Consider the following 16979-nt stretch of genomic DNA (forward strand, 5'->3'; position numbering starts at 1 on the left):
ATTGCGGCAAGTCCAACCGTAGACAGCGACAAACCGGCATATTGTGAGCTGAGTCACATGACTGGGTCGCCGAGTATAGAAATTGCCGGATTTTCTGTTCACTACAGCAAATTCAACCTGTGAAGGCCGCGCGCCGATGGATTCTGCGGTCGTCGCAGCTCATGGGGTCGGACCGACGCTGTGGACCTCACGTCACGACGTCAATACTGTCAGAACCGACCGAGCGAGTGATCTGTCGCACAAGCGCAGGGTGCGCGCGGGGTGGCGATTCCCGACAGGTTTAAAGTCCGATATGGCCCGCATTACACCCTTGCGCGGGCAAATCTACGAGATGGTGAGCTGAATGGATCTCTTCGAATACCAGGCGAAGGAACTGTTCGCCAAGCACGGGGTTCCCACCACACCCGGTCGGGTGACCGATGATGCCGCCGATGCGCGGGCGATCGCCGAGGAAATCGGCAAGCCCGTGATGATCAAGGCGCAGGTCAAGACCGGCGGGCGTGGCAAGGCAGGCGGCGTCAAGTACGCCGCGACCCCGGACGACGCGCAGTCCCACGCTTCCAACATCCTTGGCCTCGACATCAAGGGCCACGTCGTCAAGAAGCTGCTGGTCGCCGAGGCCAGCGACATCGCGGAGGAGTACTACATCTCCTTCCTGCTCGATCGCACCAACCGCTCCTACCTGGCCATGTGCTCGGTCGAGGGTGGCATGGAGATCGAAGAGGTCGCGGCGACCAAGCCCGAGCGCCTCGCGCGGGTCGCCGTCGACGCCGTGAAGGGTGTCGATCTGGAAACCGCGCGCTCGATCGCCGAGCAGGGCCATCTGCCTGCCGAGGTGCTCGACGCCGCAGCGGTCACCATCGCGAAGCTCTGGGAGGTCTTCGTCAAGGAGGACGCCACCCTGGTCGAGGTCAACCCGCTCGTCCGCACTCCGGACGATCAGATCCTCGCCCTCGACGGCAAGGTCACCCTCGATGCCAACGCCGACTTCCGTCAGCCCGGCCACGAGGAGTTCGAGGATCGCGACGCCACCGATCCCCTGGAGCTCAAGGCCAAGGAGAACGACCTCAACTACGTCAAGCTCGACGGCGAGGTCGGCATCATCGGCAACGGCGCGGGCCTGGTCATGTCGACCCTCGACGTGGTCGCCTACGCCGGTGAGAAGCACAACAACGTGAAGCCCGCGAACTTCCTCGACATCGGCGGCGGCGCCTCGGCCGAGGTCATGGCTGCCGGCCTCGACGTCATCCTCGGCGACGAGCAGGTCAAGAGCGTCTTCGTCAACGTCTTCGGTGGCATCACCGCATGTGACGCCGTCGCCAACGGCATCGTCGGTGCTCTCGAGAAGCTGGGGTCCGACGCCAACAAGCCGCTGGTCGTCCGCCTCGACGGCAACAAGGTCGACGAAGGCCGCAAGATCCTGGCCGATGCGAACCACCCGTTGGTCACGCTCGCCGAAACCATGGACTCGGGCGCCGACAAGGCCGCCGAGCTGGCGAGCAAGTAAGGGAGCCACGGAACATGTCGATCTTTCTGAACAAAGACAACAAGGTCATCGTCCAGGGCATCACCGGCGGTGAGGGCACCAAGCACACCGCTCTGATGCTCAAGGCCGGCACCAACATCGTCGGCGGTGTCAACGCGCGCAAGGCCGGCACCACTGTGTCGCACGTCGACGCCGACGGCAACAACGTCGAGCTGCCGGTGTTCGCATCGGTCGCCGAGGCCATGAAGGAGACCGGGGCCGACACCTCGATCGCCTTCGTGCCGCCGAAGTTCTCCAAGGACGCCATCATCGAGGCCATCGACGCGGAGATCCCGCTGCTCGTGGTCATCACCGAGGGCATCCCGGTGCAGGACTCCGCCTACGCGTGGGCCTACAACGTGGAGAAGGGCGAGAAGACCCGCATCATCGGCCCCAACTGCCCCGGCATCATCACGCCGGGTGAGGCGCTGGTGGGCATCACGCCGAACAACATCACGGGCAAGGGTCCGATCGGTCTGGTCTCCAAGTCGGGCACCCTGACCTACCAGATGATGTACGAGCTGCGCGATCTCGGCTTCTCGACCGCCATCGGCATCGGCGGCGACCCGGTCATCGGCACCACCCACATCGACGCCATCGAGGCGTTCGAGAAGGATCCCGAGACCAAGCTGATCGTGATGATCGGTGAGATCGGCGGCGACGCCGAGGAGAAGGCCGGCGAGTACATCAAGGCCAACGTGACCAAGCCCGTCGTCGGCTACGTCGCGGGCTTCACCGCGCCCGAGGGCAAGACCATGGGCCATGCCGGCGCCATCGTCTCCGGCGGTGCGGGCACCGCCCAGGGCAAGAAGGAAGCCCTCGAGGCTGCGGGCGTCAAGGTCGGCAAGACGCCGTCCGAGACCGCCGCGCTGGCGCGGGAGCTCTACGAGGCACTGTAAGAAGTCACGAGAACCGAAGAACCCGAGCGGGTCTGCCCGCTCGGGTTTTTCGTGGGCCGACCGACCGGATCGGCCCGTGCGATAATTCGTCGGTGAACTCCCCGGCGCGACGCGGCGCGATCTCCCAGCTGGCAGGGGAGTCGATGCGGTTCGCCGGGGTGGTGGCCGATGTCGCGGAACGTCTACCCCTCGCGGGCGGGGTCATCGGGTCCGTCCGTGCGCGGCTGGCCGAGGCCGCCGACACCGCTGTCACCGTGGTGGTCTCGATGACGCGAGCTGTTCTGGGAGTCGTCATCCGGGAGGTCGTCGACGCATTGGTCGAGGAGGTCGACCTCACCGACCTCGTCCTCACCCACGTCGACCTGAAACGTCTCATCAGCGAGGTCCTCGCACTCATCGACATCGACGAGGTGATCACCACGGTCGATCTCGATCGGGCTGTCGCACAGGTGGATCTGATGGCGGCGATCGATCTGGTGGACCTCGACAGGGTGATCGGCAAGGTCGATCTCGACTCCGTCGCCACCCGGATCGACATCGACGCCATCGCGGCCCGGATCGACATCGACGCCATCCTCGGGCGCGTCGACCTGATCGGACTCGCCGAAGAGATCATCGACGGTGTCGACCTTCCCGACATCATCCGGGAGGCGAGCACGTCGGTGACCGCCGATGTGATGACCGACGTGCGCAGCACCAGCGAACGTGCCGACGACGCGGTGGCCAACGCGGTCAACCGATTTCTGCGTCGCCGCGGTGCCGCGGCCATCGAGGCCGCTCCCGATGAGGAGAGGCCACGATGACCGCGGAACCGAAACCGTCAGAGCCGCTGCAGAACTCGGCCCCGACGACGCCCGGTCTGCCACCCGTGCACAAGGCCCATGCGGTGCAGGACCGGGACAAGAACGCGGGCATCGTGAGCCGGGGCGTCGCCTCGTTCCTCGACCTCCTCGTCGTGTGGACGATCCTCGGTGCCGCCTACGCGGGCCTGTCCCTGATGAAGTTCGTGCTCTCGGTCAGCGAATTCTCGTTGCCGGAGGTCAATCTGGTCTTCACCACGACCGGCTTCGTGCTGGTGGCGGTGCTCTACCTCGCGACGTGCTGGGAGGTCTCCGGACGCACCCTCGGGTCGGTCGTGATGGGCCTGCGGGTGGTCAACTCGGAGGGTGCCCGCATCCGGCCGACCATCGCGGTGCTGCGCGCCCTGCTCTGTACGTTCTTCGCGATCGGTCTGGTGTGGGTGGTCGTCGACCGGCGTCGGCGGTCGGTGGCCGACGTCCTCCTGCGCACCCGGGTCATCTACTCTCGCTGACCGCCTTGAGCTGAGCCAGTCCCTTCTCGAAGTCCTTGCCCAGCATCTTGTCGAAGATGCCGAAGAACCCTGCCACGCGGCTGAACAACGTCTGTGCGCCGACCATCGTCCAGGACACCCGCGTCGCCTGTCCCTCCGGCGCGAGTTCGAAGGTGACGGTGTTGGTGGCCTTCATCGGCTTCTCGAAGGCCAGGTGAACCTCGACCTCGCGCGGCTCGTCGACGCGCGTGATCTCCATGGCGCCGCGGCCGGCCTTCTTGTTGCCCGACCACGCGTACTTCGCCCCGACACCGGATTCCGCGCCGGAGTAGTCGCGCGTCATGTCGGGGTCGACCCCTTCCCACGGCGACCAGTGCACCCACTGGTGGAAGTCGACCAGGTACGGCAGCACCGCAGAGGGCGGTGCGTCGACGATGGTGGATCGGGTGATGCGGAAGGTGTCGGACATGCGGGCCCCCGGAAGAGATCGGTCGGATACGGAACGGGTGTCGGGCTGACGAGAGTATGACACCGGGCGCCGACGGAAATCATCGCGTCGGGGCGTCGCGGAGGGTGTCGACGTCAGGCCGGAGCCGCCCGGCCGCGGCGGGATACGGTGTGAGGCATGGGTGAGCGGGCATGGCTGACGGCGACAGACCTGCGCGTGATGATCGTCGACGACGGTACGTGGGAACCGTGGGATGCGCCGGTCGGTGAGCCGGCCACGACGTCCGATGGTGCGGACGACACCTATGCCATCGAGCTCGACCGGGCACGCCGAAAGAGCGGTTCGGACGAATCGGTCACCACCGGCGCCGGCGCGATCGGCGGCCGGCGAGTGGCGATCGTGCTGGGGGAGTTCGAGTTCCTCGGCGGGTCGATCGGGCGCGATGCGGGGGCCCGGATCGTCGCAGCGGTCCGACGCGCGACACGCGAACGACTTCCGCTGCTGGCGTTTCCCGCCTCCGGAGGCACCCGGATGCAGGAGGGGACCGCGGCGTTCCTGCAGATGGTCGCCATCACGGGTGCCGTGACCGACCACAAGGCCGCCGGCCTGCCCTACCTGGTGTACCTGCGTCATCCGACCACGGGCGGGGTATTCGCGTCGTGGGGTTCGCTCGGCCACATCACCTGGGCGGAACCCGGAGCGCTCATCGGTTTTCTCGGGCCGCGCGTCTACGAAGGCCTGTACGGGGAGCCCTTTCCGGCCGATGTCCAGACCGCGGAGAATCTGGTACGCACAACGGTTGTCGACGACGTGGTCGATCCCGTCGATCTGCCGGCCCGCCTCGCCGCGGTGCTGCGACTGCTCGACGCGCGTGACCGGCCGTCGTCGGACGGCTCGGTGACGGTACGTCCGCAGCGCGCGCAGACGGGGGAGCAGGAGGACACCTGGGCCTGTGTGCTCGCCACCCGCGAGGCCGGACGCGCGGGCCTGGTCGAGTTCCTGGCCGGCGGGGATTCGGCGCCACTGTCGGATGCCGGGCCACTGCGCTTCTCGCTCAGCGACTTCGACGGTCGGGTCGCGTTGGTCGTCGGCTACGACCGGACGTCACAGGCGGCGGGCGACCTCCCGGGGCCGCGACACCTGCGCGAGGCGCGGCGGGCGATCATGGCGGCCGGCGACCTCGGACTCCCGGTGGTCACCGTGATCGACACCCCGGGCGCGGAACTGTCGGTCGTCGCCGAGGAGGGTGGCCTCGCCGCGCAGATAGCGCGCTGCACAGTCGAATTGCTCAGTGTGCGCGTGCCGACGGTCTCGGTCCTCCTCGGGCAGGGTGCGGGCGGCGCCGCGCTCGCGCTGTTCCCCGCCGACGTCCGGGTCGCGCGCGCCGACGCCTGGCTCTCGCCGTTGCCGCCCGAGGGAGCGAGTCTCATCGTGCACCGTGATCTCGACCATGCCGGTGAGATGGCCTCGCGGCAGGGCATTCTCGCCGGGCGCATGGCCGCGCAGGGCATGATCGACCTCGTCGTCGACGCCGGATCGGACGACGAAGCGCTGTCGGCGATCCGCGACTGGATCGGCCGGTACCTCGCGGGATCGCCGGTTCCGGACGACGAAGCACGAACGCGCGTGCCGACGAAAGACGCGCGATGAGCGCGCGCGTCGTCGCCGTCGGGGCGCTCATCACCGACGAGTCAGGACGGATCCTGTTGATCCTGAGGCGGAACGAGCCGTCGGCCGGCCACTGGAGCCTCCCCGGCGGCCGGGTCGAACCCGGAGAGTCGCTGGAGCGGGCGGTGATCCGCGAGGTCGAGGAGGAAACCGGTTTGCGGGTGACGGTCGGCGAACCGGCCATCCAACTCGAGATCCCGGTCGGCGACGGACGGGTGTACGAGGTCCACGACTTCCGTGCCGAGATCCGTTCCGGGGAACTACGTCCAGGTGACGACGCCGCGGACGCGGCGTACTTCACACCGGCCGAGGTCCGTCGGGCGAAGGTCACGAACCGCTTGGTGGAGTACCTGGAGCAGGCCGGTGTGTTGCCGCCGGAGTCGCCCTGACGGCTCACCGCCGACGGTCCCGGTGCAGCGGGGCCGACGTGGTGCACGGACATGGTTTTGTGCAGGATGGAGGGATGACCGATCTACTGCCCCTGGACCCTGACCAACTCCTCACCACCACCCGCTCGGTGCGCAAGCGTCTCGACTTCGAGCGTCCCGTGCCGCTCGACGTGGTCAAGGAGGCGCTCGAGGTCGCGTTGCAGGCACCGACCGGCAGCAACAGCCAGACCTGGCACTGGATCGTGCTCACCGATCCCGAGCTGAAGCAGAAGGTCGCGGATTACTACGCACAGTCGTTCGCCAAGTACTACACCGGCCAGGCTCCACGGGACGAGACCGGCAAGCGCGTCGCGTCCAGTGCCCAGTACCTCGCCGACACGATGGGTCAGGTCCCGGTGCTCGTCATCGGGGCGATCTACACCGGCGGCGACCTGCCGGCGGGTAACCAGGCCGGCGTCTGGGGCTCGCTGCTGCCGGGTGCCTGGAGCCTGCAGCTGGCGTTGCGTGCCCGCGGCCTCGGATCGGCGTGGACGACTCTCCACCTGAACTACGAGAAGGAGGTCGCCGAACTCCTCGGCATCCCGGCCAACATCCATCAGGGCGTGTTGCTGCCGGTGGCCTACAGCAAGGGCACCGATTTCAAGCCCGCGCCGCGCAAGCCCCTCGACTCGGTCCTCCACATCGACGGCTGGTGAGGGCGGGGTGCCGGTTCACGGCTGATCCGGCACCTCACACCGGAGTGCCGCCAGCGCCATCGCGGTGAGGAGGCGGCGCAGCCCGTGCTGGTCGAACGCGGGCAGGCGAGGCGACGAGTTGAGCAACCCGAACATCGCGTGAACGCGCACGCGGGCTTCCTCGCGGTCGAGTGTGCCCCCGTTCTCGTCGACCACCGCGAGGAGCACGTCGACCCACCGCTCCACGTAACGGCGCTGCAGCAACCGGACCCGGTGATTGGCGTCCGGGGTCATCGACGGCAGGTCCCGATCCTGCACCGTGATGAGGTCGGGACGGGTGACGAGGACGTCGATGTGAAAGCCAATGAGCGCCACCAGGGTTTCCGTCGGTGAGCCGCCGCGGTCCGCGACCTCGCTGCCGCCGTCGTGCAGTCGCTGACTGATGTCGATGAGCATCTCGTCGAGAAGCTCGGTCTTGGAGGAGAAGTGGCGGTACATGGCCGGGCCGCTCACCCCGACGGCTCGTCCGATGTCCTCCAGTCGCACGCCGGCGAATCCGCGCTCGGCCATCTGGTGGGCGGCGGCGGACAGCAATTCGGCACGACGGGCCGCCTTGGCCTGGGTTCGGCGCGTCGGCGGACGATTCGTGATTCCCGATTCGTCCTCGCGCGGTTCATGCGTCGCGGACATCGATCCCGAACTCTACGCGTTCGCGCGTGCGGACGAGATGCAGCGTGCTCGACGTCGGCGCGCGGATCGCGGGGTGGGTGACCCGGTCGAATGAAAACTGCACGGGCCGGTGCTCACGAGGCCGGGAAGGGCTTAGTCTTGCGCATGATCGCGCGCCGGACGGCGGGCGCAGAACAGCCCGAGAGGGTGGCGGGCCGAGTCCCGCAGCAGCGACGAGGAGCGGATCGTGAATCCAGGCGAACCCCAGCACCCCGGCGGTCAGTGGTCAGGCGTTCCGCAGGGCCCACCGCAGACCGGGGGCTTCGCCGGCAACCAGGATCAGACGGCCCACGTCCAGCACCCCGGCACCGGGAGCCTTCCTCCTCAGCAGTGGAACACCGGCGCGCCGTACCCGCCTCCCGGTCCCGGCTGGGGACAGCCGGCCCGCGGGCCACGTGCCGACCTGTCGGTGATCTTCGCGCTGGCCTCCGCGGTCGCGGGGGTGGTCACGTATTTCATGGGCTTCCTCGGGTGGATCTCGGTCGGGGTCGGTGCCGAGGAGGAACTCAACCGATGGGGAACGGATTTCGAGGAAGGGCAGGGCGGTATTCCCGCGTACTTCTCCTACGAGATCGTCCTGAACCCCGGCAAGTTCTTCATCCTGCTCGGGGTCGTCGGCATCGCGGCGACGTTCGTGCTGGTTCCGAGCTACCGCAAGGCGCTGCCGTTCCTCGCGGTCGTCGGAGTCGCCGCATGGCTGGCCCTGTTCGCCGCGGCACTGATCACGCCGCCGTTCCTCGACCTCGGTGCCGGTGCGATCGTCGGGCTGATACTGGGATTCCTGCAGGTGGCGCTGCTCATCGCGGCGGCCTTCTTGTACGGTCTGAAGAAGGATGACTCGCCCAACCGGGGATGACGGCCCCGACGATCCGATCGTCGGCCTCCTACGTCGTGCGGGATGTGTCTTCGCCGACGAAGAAGCTGCGCTGCTTCGCGAACACACCGCCGACGCAACCGAACTCGACGCGCTCTGTGCCCGACGCGTGGCCGGCGTGCCGATCGAGCATCTGGTGGGCTGGGTGCAGTTCGGCGGGTTGCGGTTGTCCGTGGGCCCGGGCGTCTTCGTGCCGCGGCAGCGTTCCCTGTTGTTGGCGCGCACCGCGATCGCCGCAGCAGATGCGTGCCGGTCGCCGACCGTAGTCGAGGCGTTCTGTGGTGTCGCACCCATCGCCGCGAGTGTTGTGGCCGCGGTGCCTGGCGTCGAACTGCATGTCGTCGATGCCGACGACACCGCGCTCGGCTTCGCGCGCCGAAACCTGCCGGGCGGGTCCGGGATTCACCTCGGTGCCGGGCTCGTCCCGCTGCCGGCAGCACTACGCGGCCGCCTGGACGTGATCGCCGCAGTACCTCCCTACGTGCCCGAGTCGGCGCTCGGACTGCTGGCGCCGGAGGCGCGGGATCACGAACCGCACCGGGCACTGCTCGGTGGCCGGGACGGCCTCGACCACATCACGGCGTTGATCGCCGACGCCCGGAGATGGCTCGCCGTCGGTGGCGAGTTGCTGATCGAGATGAACACCGCCCAGTACGACCTGGTCGCCGTCGCCCCGCCGACCAGAGCGCACTACGAGTGCGAGGTCGTCTCGGGCGACGACGGCCAGACCGCTGTGGCGCGTCTTCGGCGGGCACGCTGAGGCCGGCTGAAAACCACCCTCCCGCGGTGGCCCGACGCCTCATGGGCGTCGGGTGCGCTGTGTCGGGCGGTTTTCAGTTGCGCTAGCTCGAAAGCCCTAGATCCCCAGCACCTCCCGCTGCCGTGCGACCGCTTCCCGGTAGAGCTCGACGTTGGCCATCTTGATCCCCTCGTAACCCCGGACCATGTCCGGTAGTTCCGCGAGGTCGACGACCGCGGGTAGCTGGTCCGCGCCGATGCGCCCACTCGCGAGCGCATCGAGCACGGCGTCGACGAGTTCCCGGTACTCGACGACCAGCGCACGCTCGGTGCGCCGGATCTCACTGCGGCCGAACGGGTCCAGTCGCGTTCCCCGGAGACGCTTCATCTTCGCGAGCGCGGTCAGCGGGGTGTCGGCCCACGATCCGAGCGCCAGTTTCTCGCGCATCCCCATGCTGCGCAGGGTCGGCGGGTGGAGGCGTACCGCGACCTCGGCGTCGGCGCCGAACTCGTCGGCGATGCGCGCGGCGAACGACGGGTCCTGCGTGAGCCGGGCAACCTCGTACTCGTCCTTGTAGGCCATCAGCTTGTACAGGTTCCGGGCAACGGCGTCGGTGAGCGAGGAGTCCGGCGCGACGCGCCGTACGCGGTCGACCATGTCGAGGTAGCTCCGCGCGTATCGCTCGTCGGAGTGGGCGGTCAGTTCGTCGTACCGGATCGCGATGGTGCGCCGGAGATCGTCGTCGTGGCACCCGCGCGCGGCGACCACGTCCATGGCGCGGCGGCTCGGTTCGATCTCGGCGACCTCGTGACCGTGCAGTCCGTCGATCGTGCCGGACACGGAGTCGGGATCGGCCACGACCTGCCGCCCGCGCCGGAACGCCTGCACGTTCGCGTGCACGGCCACGCCGTTGAGCTCGATCGCCCGCTCGATGGATTCCGCCGAGATCGCCAGCGCCCCGGCTTGATACGCAGCACCGACCATCAGCATGTTGGCGTACTGCTCGTCGCCGAACAGGGCTGTCGACACCGCTCCCGAATCGAGGTACACGGTCCGCGCGACCCGGGAGTCGATCGCGGAGTGGACGGCGGTGTCCGCCGGAAACCCGACCGAGGTGTCGATGACCATCAACCCGGTCGGCACCTGGGTGGTCGAGACGACCGCGACCGTCTTCTCGGGGGCGGTGACCTTGAGGTTGACCGGGTCGGTGCCGACAAGCGGATCGCACACGAGATACAGATCGCAGTCCTCGGACGCCACCTTCGCCGCCTGCTCCAGCGGATGGCGGGCCACCTTGATGTCGCTGACCACCGCGCCGCCCTTCTGTGCGAGCCCGGTCATGTCGACGGTTCGCGCGGAGTGGCCGTCGAGGACGGCTGCGGTGGCGAGGACCTGGGACACCGTGACCACGCCCGTACCGCCGATACCCGTGATGCGCAGGGAGAAGGTGTCGCGGATGGCGGGGACCGCGGGCATCGGCAACACGGTGTCCGCCAGATCGGCTGCGCGCGTGCGGATGCGGTCGGTGCCCGGGGTGACCGTGACGAACGACGGGCAGTCGCCCTTGAGGCAGGAGAGGTCGAGGTTGCACGAACTCTGGTCGATGCGCGTCTTGCGTCCGAACTCGGTCTGGACCGGGTGCACCGAGAGGCAGTTCGACTTCTCGCCGCAGTCGCCGCACCCCTCGCAGATGCGTTCGTTGATCACGACGCGACGAGTGGGGGTGGGCATGGCGCCGCGCTTGCGCTTGCGGCGCTTCTCGGCGGCGCAGTGCTGATCGTGCACGAGCACCGTGACGCCCGCGACGCCCGCGAGTTCGGTCTGTACCTCGAGCAGGTCATCGCGGTGGCGAACCTCGACGGTGTCGGGGAGTCCCAGCGTACGAACGTGTTTCGGGTCGTCGGAGGTGACCACGACCCGGCTGACACCTTCGTCGAGCAGCAGCGACGTCAACCGCGGCAGGGTCATCCCGCCCACCGGGTCCTGTCCGCCGGTCATCGCGACGGTGCCGTTGTAGAGCAGCTTGTAGGTGATGTTCGCGCCCGACGCCACGGCCGCCCGCAACGCCAGCGACCCCGAGTGCGAGAAGGTTCCGTCGCCGATGTTCTGCACGAAGTGGTCCGCGGACACGAACGGGGCCATGCCGATCCACTGCGCGCCCTCGCCGCCCATCTGGGTGACCCCGGCGATGTCGCCGACCTGCCGGGGATCCATCAGCAACACCATCGCGTGACAACCGATGCCGGCGCCGACCAGGGTGTTCTCGTCGACCTTCGTCGAACTGTTGTGGGGGCAGCCGGAGCAGAAGTACGGCGTGCGCACCGCCAACGGGAGTTCGATGCGGGTGCGGCGAGCGGCTTTGCGGTCGAGCCAGATCCGCGCGGCGTCGACCCCGTGGCGGGCGAGACGGTCGGCGAGTCCTCGGGTCACCGCGTCGACGTCGAGCTCGCCGAAGCGGGAGAACAAGGTCGATCCGTCTTCGTGCACCTTCCCCACGATGCGCGGGGCCCGCGGGTGGCGGAACAGGATGTCGCGCATCATCGTCTCGACGAAGTCGCGCTTCTCCTCGACCACGATGACCTCGTCGAGATCGCCGGTGGCGGTGTCGAACATGAAGCGATTCAGGATCTCTCGCTCGATCGGGTAGACCATGCCGAGCTTGAGGATGCGGATTCCGAGCCGGCGCAGATCCTCGTCGTCGATCCGCATCAGTCGCAATGCTTCCCGGAGATCGAGGTAGGTCTTTCCCGCGGCGACGATGCCGATGCGGTCGTCGGGACTCGAGACCACGATCCGGTTGAGGCCGTTGAGCCGTGCGTACTCCTGCGCACGCGGGAGCCGGGTGGTCAGCTGATTCTGTTCGAGTTCCATGAGGTGGGCGCCGAGCAGTCGTCCGCTGGGCACGTGGGGGCTCGTCCCGAGGTCACCGAAGACGGGCACTATGCGGTCCGGGTCGACGCGTGCGGTCGACGCGCCGTCCGCGACGTGCGCGGAGATCTTGAGCGAGGTCCAGACCCCGCTGGTGCGGCTCATGAGCGCCGCATGGACACCGAGATCCAGGATGTCCTGGGAATCGGCCGGATAGAGGATCGGGATGTAGAGGTCGGCCAGCGCCATCTCCGACGCGCACGGGACCGTCGAGGATTTCGCGCCCGGGTCGTCACCGACGAGCGCGACCGCGCCACCGGCGGAATGGGTTCCGATGAGGTTCGCGTGCCGCAGGGCGTCCGTCGCGCGATCGAGACCGGGCGCCTTGCCGTACCAGTATCCGACGACGCCGTCGCGGGGGAGCCCGTCCGCGGACGGCGTCAGTTCGGCACCGCCGATGACCTGTGCGGCGAGCTGTGAACCCATCACCGAGGTCGCGGCGAGCTCTTCGTTGAGACCGGGCCGGTGGATGACGTCGTATGGGGCGAGATGCTCGTGCCGTCGGGCGAGTTCGAGATCGTAACCGGCGAGGGGAGAGCCCTCGTAGCCGGAGATGAACGAGGCGGTCCGGAGGCCGGAACGGCGGTCGACGCGAGCGCGGTCGCGGACCATGCGTACCAGGGCCTGGATGCCGGTGAGGTAGATGTCGCCGGACTCGCGGGTGTAGCGGTCGTCGAGCGAGAACCCGGTGGCTGCCGTCTCGGGCGGCGTGCCGGGGGTCGGGACGTGCTCGGAGCGAGCGCGGTCGTCTGCGAGGGTCATGGGGTCACCTGGCCTTCTATGTGCGGTGGCCGGTCCGGGGTTCCGGGGTGTCGGCGCATCGGTTGTGTCGGCCCGGGGGTGGTGGGCCTGCCACAACAGTACGAGAAGACGTGATGCGCGTCACGTAGGTCATGTCGACGCTGTGGACGAACCGGGGCGTGACATGGGCCACTTCATCGCGTACGATCACTTTCAGTTAATCACTACTAACTGAAGGGTCGACGGTGACCAGCACGCTCGACGGCTTCCGGGCCGCACACCAGCGCAATCTCGACCTGCTCGACGAACGTCTGCAAGAGGTCTCTGCCGGCGGCGGCGCGAAGGCTCGTGATCGCCACGTCGCTCGCGGAAAGTTGCTCCCGCGGGACCGGGTCGACGGGCTGCTCGACGTCGGGTCGCCGTTCATCGAGGTGGCCCCGCTCGCGGCCTTCGGGATGTACGGCGGCAAGGTGCCCGCCGGCGGGGTCATCGCCGGCGTGGGGCGTGTCGCGGGTCGAGAGTGCATGATCGTCGCCAACGACGCCACGGTCTCCGGCGGCACGTACTACCCGGTCACGGTCAAGAAGCATCTGCGTGCGCAGGAGATCGCGGCGGCCAACCGGCTCCCGTGCATCTATCTCGTCGACTCGGGCGGCGCGATGTTGCTCCAGCAGGACGAGGTGTTCCCCGACCGGGATCACTTCGGACGGATCTTCTTCAATCAGGCGACCATGAGCGCCGCCGGCATCCCGCAGATCGCCGCGGTGCTCGGGTCGTCGACCGCCGGCGGGGCCTACGTCCCGGCGATGAGCGACGAGACGGTGATCGTGCGCAATCAGGGCACCATCTTCCTCGCGGGCCCGCCGCTGGTGAAGGCGGCGACCGGAGAAGATGTCTCCGCCGAGGACCTGGGCGGTGGTGCGATGCACTCATCGGTCTCCGGTGTCACCGACCACCTCGTCGACAACGACCAGCAGGCGCTCGCCAAGGTCCGCGAGATCGTCGCGACGCTCGGGCCCCGCGAGGCGCCACAGTGGGAGACGATCCCGGTCCGTGAGCCGTTGCGGCCGCAGACCGACATCTACGACGTGGTGCCCACCGACCCGCGAACTCCGTACGACGTCCGAACGGTCATCGAGATCCTGTGCGACGGAGGGGAATACAACGAGTTCAAGGCGAACTACGGCACCAGTCTGGTGACGGCGTTCGCGCACCTGCACGGTCACCCGGTGGGGATCGTCGCCAACAACGGTGTCCTGTTCAGCGAATCCGCGCTGAAGGGAGCTCATTTCATCGAACTGTGCGACCAGCGTCGCATCCCGTTGCTGTTCCTGCAGAACATCACCGGTTTCATGGTCGGCAAGGCCTACGAGCAGGGCGGCATCGCCAAGAACGGGGCCAAGATGGTCAATGCCGTGGCGTGCGCACGCGTGCCCAAGTTCACCGTCATGGTCGGCGGCTCCTTCGGCGCGGGCAACTACTCGATGTGCGGACGCGCGTACTCGCCCAGATTCCTCTGGATGTGGCCCAACGCCCGCATCTCGGTCATGGGCGGACCGCAGGCCGCCGACACCCTCGGAACGCTGCGACGCAACCAGATCGAGCGATCCGGTGCGGAATGGTCCACCGAGGACGAGGAAGCGTTCAAGGCCCCGATCCGCGAACAGTTCGAACAACAGTCGGATGCCTACTACTCGACGGCCCGGCTGTGGGACGACGGCATCGTCGACCCCGCGCAGACCCGGACACTGCTCGGCCTCGCCCTCGAAACCGCCCGGTACGCCCCGCTCGCCGATCCGCGCTATGGCGTCTTCCGGATGTGACCGCCGATGCCGACGTCGCCGAGTCCGAACCCGATCTCCACCGCCCCGTCCCGCCGACCCCGAGGACCACGACCGTGAGTACCAGACCCATTCGGCCCGCTCGCTGCGCTCCCGGCGCCAGACCCATTCGGCCCGCTCGCTGCGCTCCCGGCGCCAGACCCATCCGCAGTGTCCTGGTGGCCAACCGCGGTGAGATCGCCTGCCGGGTGATCGACACCCTGCGCCACATGGGAATCCGCAGTATCGCCGTCTATTCCGACGCCGACGCGCAGGCGCGCCACGTCCGGGAGGCCGACGTCGCGGTGCACATCGGCCCGGCCGCCGCCACCCAGAGCTACCTCGACATCGCAAAAGTGGTCGACGCGGCACGCAAGACCGGTGCCGACGCCGTCCACCCGGGCTACGGATTCCTCTCGGAGAACCAGAAGTTCGCGGCCGCTCTGGCGGAGGCGGGCATCGTCTTCATCGGGCCGCCCGCGGAGGCGATCGCGACGATGGGAGACAAGATCACGGCCCGGGCCGCCGTCACCGCTCGCGACGTGCCGGTGGTGCCGGGTCTGTCGCGCCCCGGCCTGACCGACGACGACCTCATCGCCGCCGCACCCGACATCGGGTTCCCGGTTCTCATCAAGCCCAGTGCGGGTGGTGGTGGCAAGGGGATGCACCGGGTGGCCGAGGCGTCGGAGCTGCCGGCCGCGCTGGAGCGGGCCCGCCGTGAGGCCGCCGCCGCGTTCGGCGACGACGCGTTGTTCCTCGAGCACTTCGTCGACACCCCGCGCCACATCGAGGTGCAGGTCCTCGCCGATCAGCACGGGAACGTCATTCACCTCGGCGAGCGCGAGTGCTCATTGCAGCGGCGGCACCAGAAGGTGATCGAGGAGGCGCCGTCGGCGCTGCTCGACGCCGAGACCCGTGCTCGCATCGGTGAGGCCGCGTGCGATGCCGCGCGCAGTGTCGGCTACACCGGGGCGGGCACGGTCGAGTTCATCGTGTCGGCGCACCGGCCCGACGAGTTCTTCTTCATGGAGATGAACACCCGACTGCAGGTCGAGCACCCGGTGACCGAGCTCGTCACCGGAGTCGACCTCGTGGAACAACAGATCCGCGTCGCCCGCGGAGAAGTCCTGGGTTTGACGCAGGACACGATCACCCTCAGCGGCCACGCGATCGAGGCACGCGTGTACGCCGAGGACCCGGCCCGCGGTTTCCTGCCGACCGGCGGGACGATCGAGCATCTCGTCCATCCCGACACCTCGGCCGGCGGCGGCATCCGCGTCGACTCGGCCATGCTCGACGGATTGCGCGTCGGCAGTGACTACGACCCGATGCTCGCGAAGATCATCGCGTACGGTGCCGACCGGGAGGAGGCGCTCGAACGTCTCGACCAGGCACTGGCCCACACCCGCGTGCTGGGCGTGGTCACCAACATCGACTTCTGCCGCTTCGTCCTGCGTCAGCAGGCGGTCGTGGACGCCGACCTCGACACCGAACTGTTGGACCGCCTCGTCATTGATTACGCTGCGCCGGAGCCCATTCCCGAGGCACAGGTGCTCGTGGGTCTGGCGCGGATCGGCGCTCGCGATGCCGACGACGTCTGGTCCTCGGCGGTCGGATGGCGGGTCGGTCGATCCGCTCCGGTCCGCACCCGCCTCGTCGCCGGCGGACGGCATTCGACGGTGGCCATCCAGGTCGATGCCGCAGACGAATGGTCCGTCTCGGGAACCGCCACCGTCACCTTCGACGACGACGCCGAGGCGTCGTGGACCGGGCACGTGGTCTACCAGCCGGCGCAGCCCGGCGACGGTCGCGGCTCGGACCGCCTGGTCGTCGACGGGGTGACGCAGTCGTGGTCGAGTGTTCGCGTCGGAGAGAGCTGGTGGGTGGGAGGGCCGTCGGGCACCTGGGTCCTCGAACTCGCGAAGCCCCTGCTCGACGAGGCCGCCGACGAGCACGCCGGCGAGATCACCAGCCCGATGCCGGGCACCGTGGTCGCCGTCGCCGCCGAGATCGGGGCCGACGTCACCGCCGGCCAGTCGGTCGTCGTCGTCGAGGCGATGAAGATGGAGCATGCGCTCACCGCGCCGGTGGACGGCACCGTCGACATCTCCGTGAAGGTGGGGGACAAGGTCGACGCGGGACAGATCCTCGCCGTCGTCACCGCCGGCGATCCCCTTGATCTCTGAGGTGCGAGGAGCGAAAGCGACGAGCCTTTACTGATCCCTGAGGTGCGAGGAGCGAAAGCGACGAGCCA

The 16979-nt window shown here is 68.3% G+C and carries 14 protein-coding genes; 11 read left to right on the forward strand and 3 right to left on the reverse strand.

All coding sequences use genetic code 11. The features are described from left to right. Positions 1-343: 343 nt before the first annotated feature. The 4 genes from sucC (at position 344) to AC3B5T_RS13440 (ending at position 3736) form a co-directional block, all read left to right on the forward strand. Positions 344-1507 carry an ADP-forming succinate--CoA ligase subunit beta gene (sucC, locus tag AC3B5T_RS13425; protein ID WP_010843609.1) on the forward strand — a complete coding sequence of 388 codons (1164 nt, stop codon included), beginning with the start codon at positions 344-346 and terminating at the stop codon, positions 1505-1507. 14 nt (positions 1508-1521) lie between these two features. After that, entirely contained in the window at positions 1522-2424 is a 903-nt protein-coding gene (sucD, locus tag AC3B5T_RS13430; protein ID WP_058251543.1) for a succinate--CoA ligase subunit alpha, read from the forward strand. Between the two features lie 92 nt (positions 2425-2516). Continuing rightward, positions 2517-3227, forward strand: coding sequence for a hypothetical protein (locus AC3B5T_RS13435; RefSeq protein WP_259936444.1), 711 nt, complete (start codon positions 2517-2519; stop codon positions 3225-3227). Further along, on the forward strand, positions 3224-3736 hold the full coding sequence (locus AC3B5T_RS13440; RefSeq protein ID WP_065631780.1) for an RDD family protein: 513 nt from the start codon (positions 3224-3226) through the stop codon (positions 3734-3736). The genes AC3B5T_RS13435 and AC3B5T_RS13440 overlap by 4 nt, the downstream gene beginning before the upstream one ends. Here AC3B5T_RS13440 and AC3B5T_RS13445 read toward each other — a convergent pair. After that, on the reverse strand, positions 3720-4184 hold the full coding sequence (locus AC3B5T_RS13445) for an SRPBCC family protein (protein WP_488357468.1): 465 nt from the start codon (positions 4182-4184) through the stop codon (positions 3720-3722). The genes AC3B5T_RS13440 and AC3B5T_RS13445 overlap by 17 nt on opposite strands. 156 nt (positions 4185-4340) lie before the next feature. On the opposite strand from AC3B5T_RS13445, the gene AC3B5T_RS13450 reads away from it, so the two are divergent. The 3 genes from AC3B5T_RS13450 to AC3B5T_RS13460 all read left to right on the forward strand — a co-directional run bounded on the left by AC3B5T_RS13450 (position 4341) and on the right by AC3B5T_RS13460 (position 6915). Further along, a complete protein-coding gene (locus AC3B5T_RS13450; protein ID WP_488357469.1) occupies positions 4341-5813 on the forward strand; it encodes a carboxyl transferase domain-containing protein in 1473 nt (490 codons plus the stop codon). Then, positions 5810-6220 carry an NUDIX hydrolase gene (locus AC3B5T_RS13455; RefSeq protein ID WP_165630363.1) on the forward strand — a complete coding sequence of 137 codons (411 nt, stop codon included), beginning with the start codon at positions 5810-5812 and terminating at the stop codon, positions 6218-6220. The genes AC3B5T_RS13450 and AC3B5T_RS13455 overlap by 4 nt, the downstream gene beginning before the upstream one ends. Positions 6221-6294: 74 nt before the next feature. Further along, positions 6295-6915, forward strand: coding sequence for a nitroreductase family protein (locus tag AC3B5T_RS13460; protein ID WP_137808939.1), 621 nt, complete (start codon positions 6295-6297; stop codon positions 6913-6915). A 15-nt stretch (positions 6916-6930) separates the two neighbouring features. On the opposite strand, the gene AC3B5T_RS13465 is transcribed toward AC3B5T_RS13460, so the two are convergent. Continuing rightward, positions 6931-7584, reverse strand: a complete 654-nt coding sequence (locus AC3B5T_RS13465) for a TetR/AcrR family transcriptional regulator (RefSeq protein ID WP_259936448.1) — start codon at positions 7582-7584, stop codon at positions 6931-6933. Positions 7585-7810: 226 nt separating this feature from the next. Between AC3B5T_RS13465 and AC3B5T_RS13470 the strand changes: the two genes are divergently transcribed. Both AC3B5T_RS13470 and AC3B5T_RS13475 read left to right on the forward strand, forming a co-directional pair. Then, positions 7811-8479 (forward strand): DUF5336 domain-containing protein, encoded by a 669-nt coding sequence (locus tag AC3B5T_RS13470; protein WP_259936449.1) that lies wholly within the window; start codon positions 7811-7813, stop codon positions 8477-8479. After that, complete coding sequence (locus tag AC3B5T_RS13475) at positions 8457-9257, forward strand: class I SAM-dependent methyltransferase (RefSeq protein WP_259936450.1); 801 nt, start codon at positions 8457-8459, stop codon at positions 9255-9257. Before AC3B5T_RS13470 ends, AC3B5T_RS13475 begins: the two co-directional genes overlap by 23 nt. Positions 9258-9353: 96 nt before the next feature. On the opposite strand, the gene AC3B5T_RS13480 is transcribed toward AC3B5T_RS13475, so the two are convergent. Next, positions 9354-12926, reverse strand: coding sequence for an indolepyruvate ferredoxin oxidoreductase family protein (locus tag AC3B5T_RS13480; protein ID WP_488357471.1), 3573 nt, complete (start codon positions 12924-12926; stop codon positions 9354-9356). Between the two features lie 224 nt (positions 12927-13150). On the opposite strand from AC3B5T_RS13480, the gene AC3B5T_RS13485 reads away from it, so the two are divergent. Then, the gene (locus tag AC3B5T_RS13485; RefSeq protein ID WP_338857061.1) at positions 13151-14728 is read left to right on the forward strand and encodes a carboxyl transferase domain-containing protein; all 1578 of its coding nucleotides are present in this window, start codon (positions 13151-13153) and stop codon (positions 14726-14728) included. Positions 14729-14904: 176 nt separating this feature from the next. Continuing rightward, the gene (locus tag AC3B5T_RS13490; protein ID WP_488357476.1) at positions 14905-16911 is read left to right on the forward strand and encodes an acetyl/propionyl/methylcrotonyl-CoA carboxylase subunit alpha; all 2007 of its coding nucleotides are present in this window, start codon (positions 14905-14907) and stop codon (positions 16909-16911) included. The last annotated feature ends 68 nt before the right edge of the window (positions 16912-16979 follow it).

The sequence above is a fragment of the Gordonia sp. G4 genome (assembly GCF_057770005.1).

Coding starts and splice junctions, on each gene's coding strand:
- sucC (WP_010843609.1), top strand. CDS start 344: ATGGATCTCTTCGAATACCAGGCGAAGGAACTGTTCGCCAAGCACGGG.
- sucD (WP_058251543.1), top strand. CDS start 1,522: ATGTCGATCTTTCTGAACAAAGACAACAAGGTCATCGTCCAGGGCATC.
- AC3B5T_RS13480 (WP_488357471.1), bottom strand. CDS start 12,926: ATGACCCTCGCAGACGACCGCGCTCGCTCCGAGCACGTCCCGACCCCC.
- AC3B5T_RS13440 (WP_065631780.1), top strand. CDS start 3,224: ATGACCGCGGAACCGAAACCGTCAGAGCCGCTGCAGAACTCGGCCCCG.
- AC3B5T_RS13450 (WP_488357469.1), top strand. CDS start 4,341: ATGGGTGAGCGGGCATGGCTGACGGCGACAGACCTGCGCGTGATGATC.
- AC3B5T_RS13465 (WP_259936448.1), bottom strand. CDS start 7,584: ATGTCCGCGACGCATGAACCGCGCGAGGACGAATCGGGAATCACGAAT.
- AC3B5T_RS13455 (WP_165630363.1), top strand. CDS start 5,810: ATGAGCGCGCGCGTCGTCGCCGTCGGGGCGCTCATCACCGACGAGTCA.
- AC3B5T_RS13475 (WP_259936450.1), top strand. CDS start 8,457: ATGACTCGCCCAACCGGGGATGACGGCCCCGACGATCCGATCGTCGGC.
- AC3B5T_RS13460 (WP_137808939.1), top strand. CDS start 6,295: ATGACCGATCTACTGCCCCTGGACCCTGACCAACTCCTCACCACCACC.
- AC3B5T_RS13445 (WP_488357468.1), bottom strand. CDS start 4,184: ATGTCCGACACCTTCCGCATCACCCGATCCACCATCGTCGACGCACCG.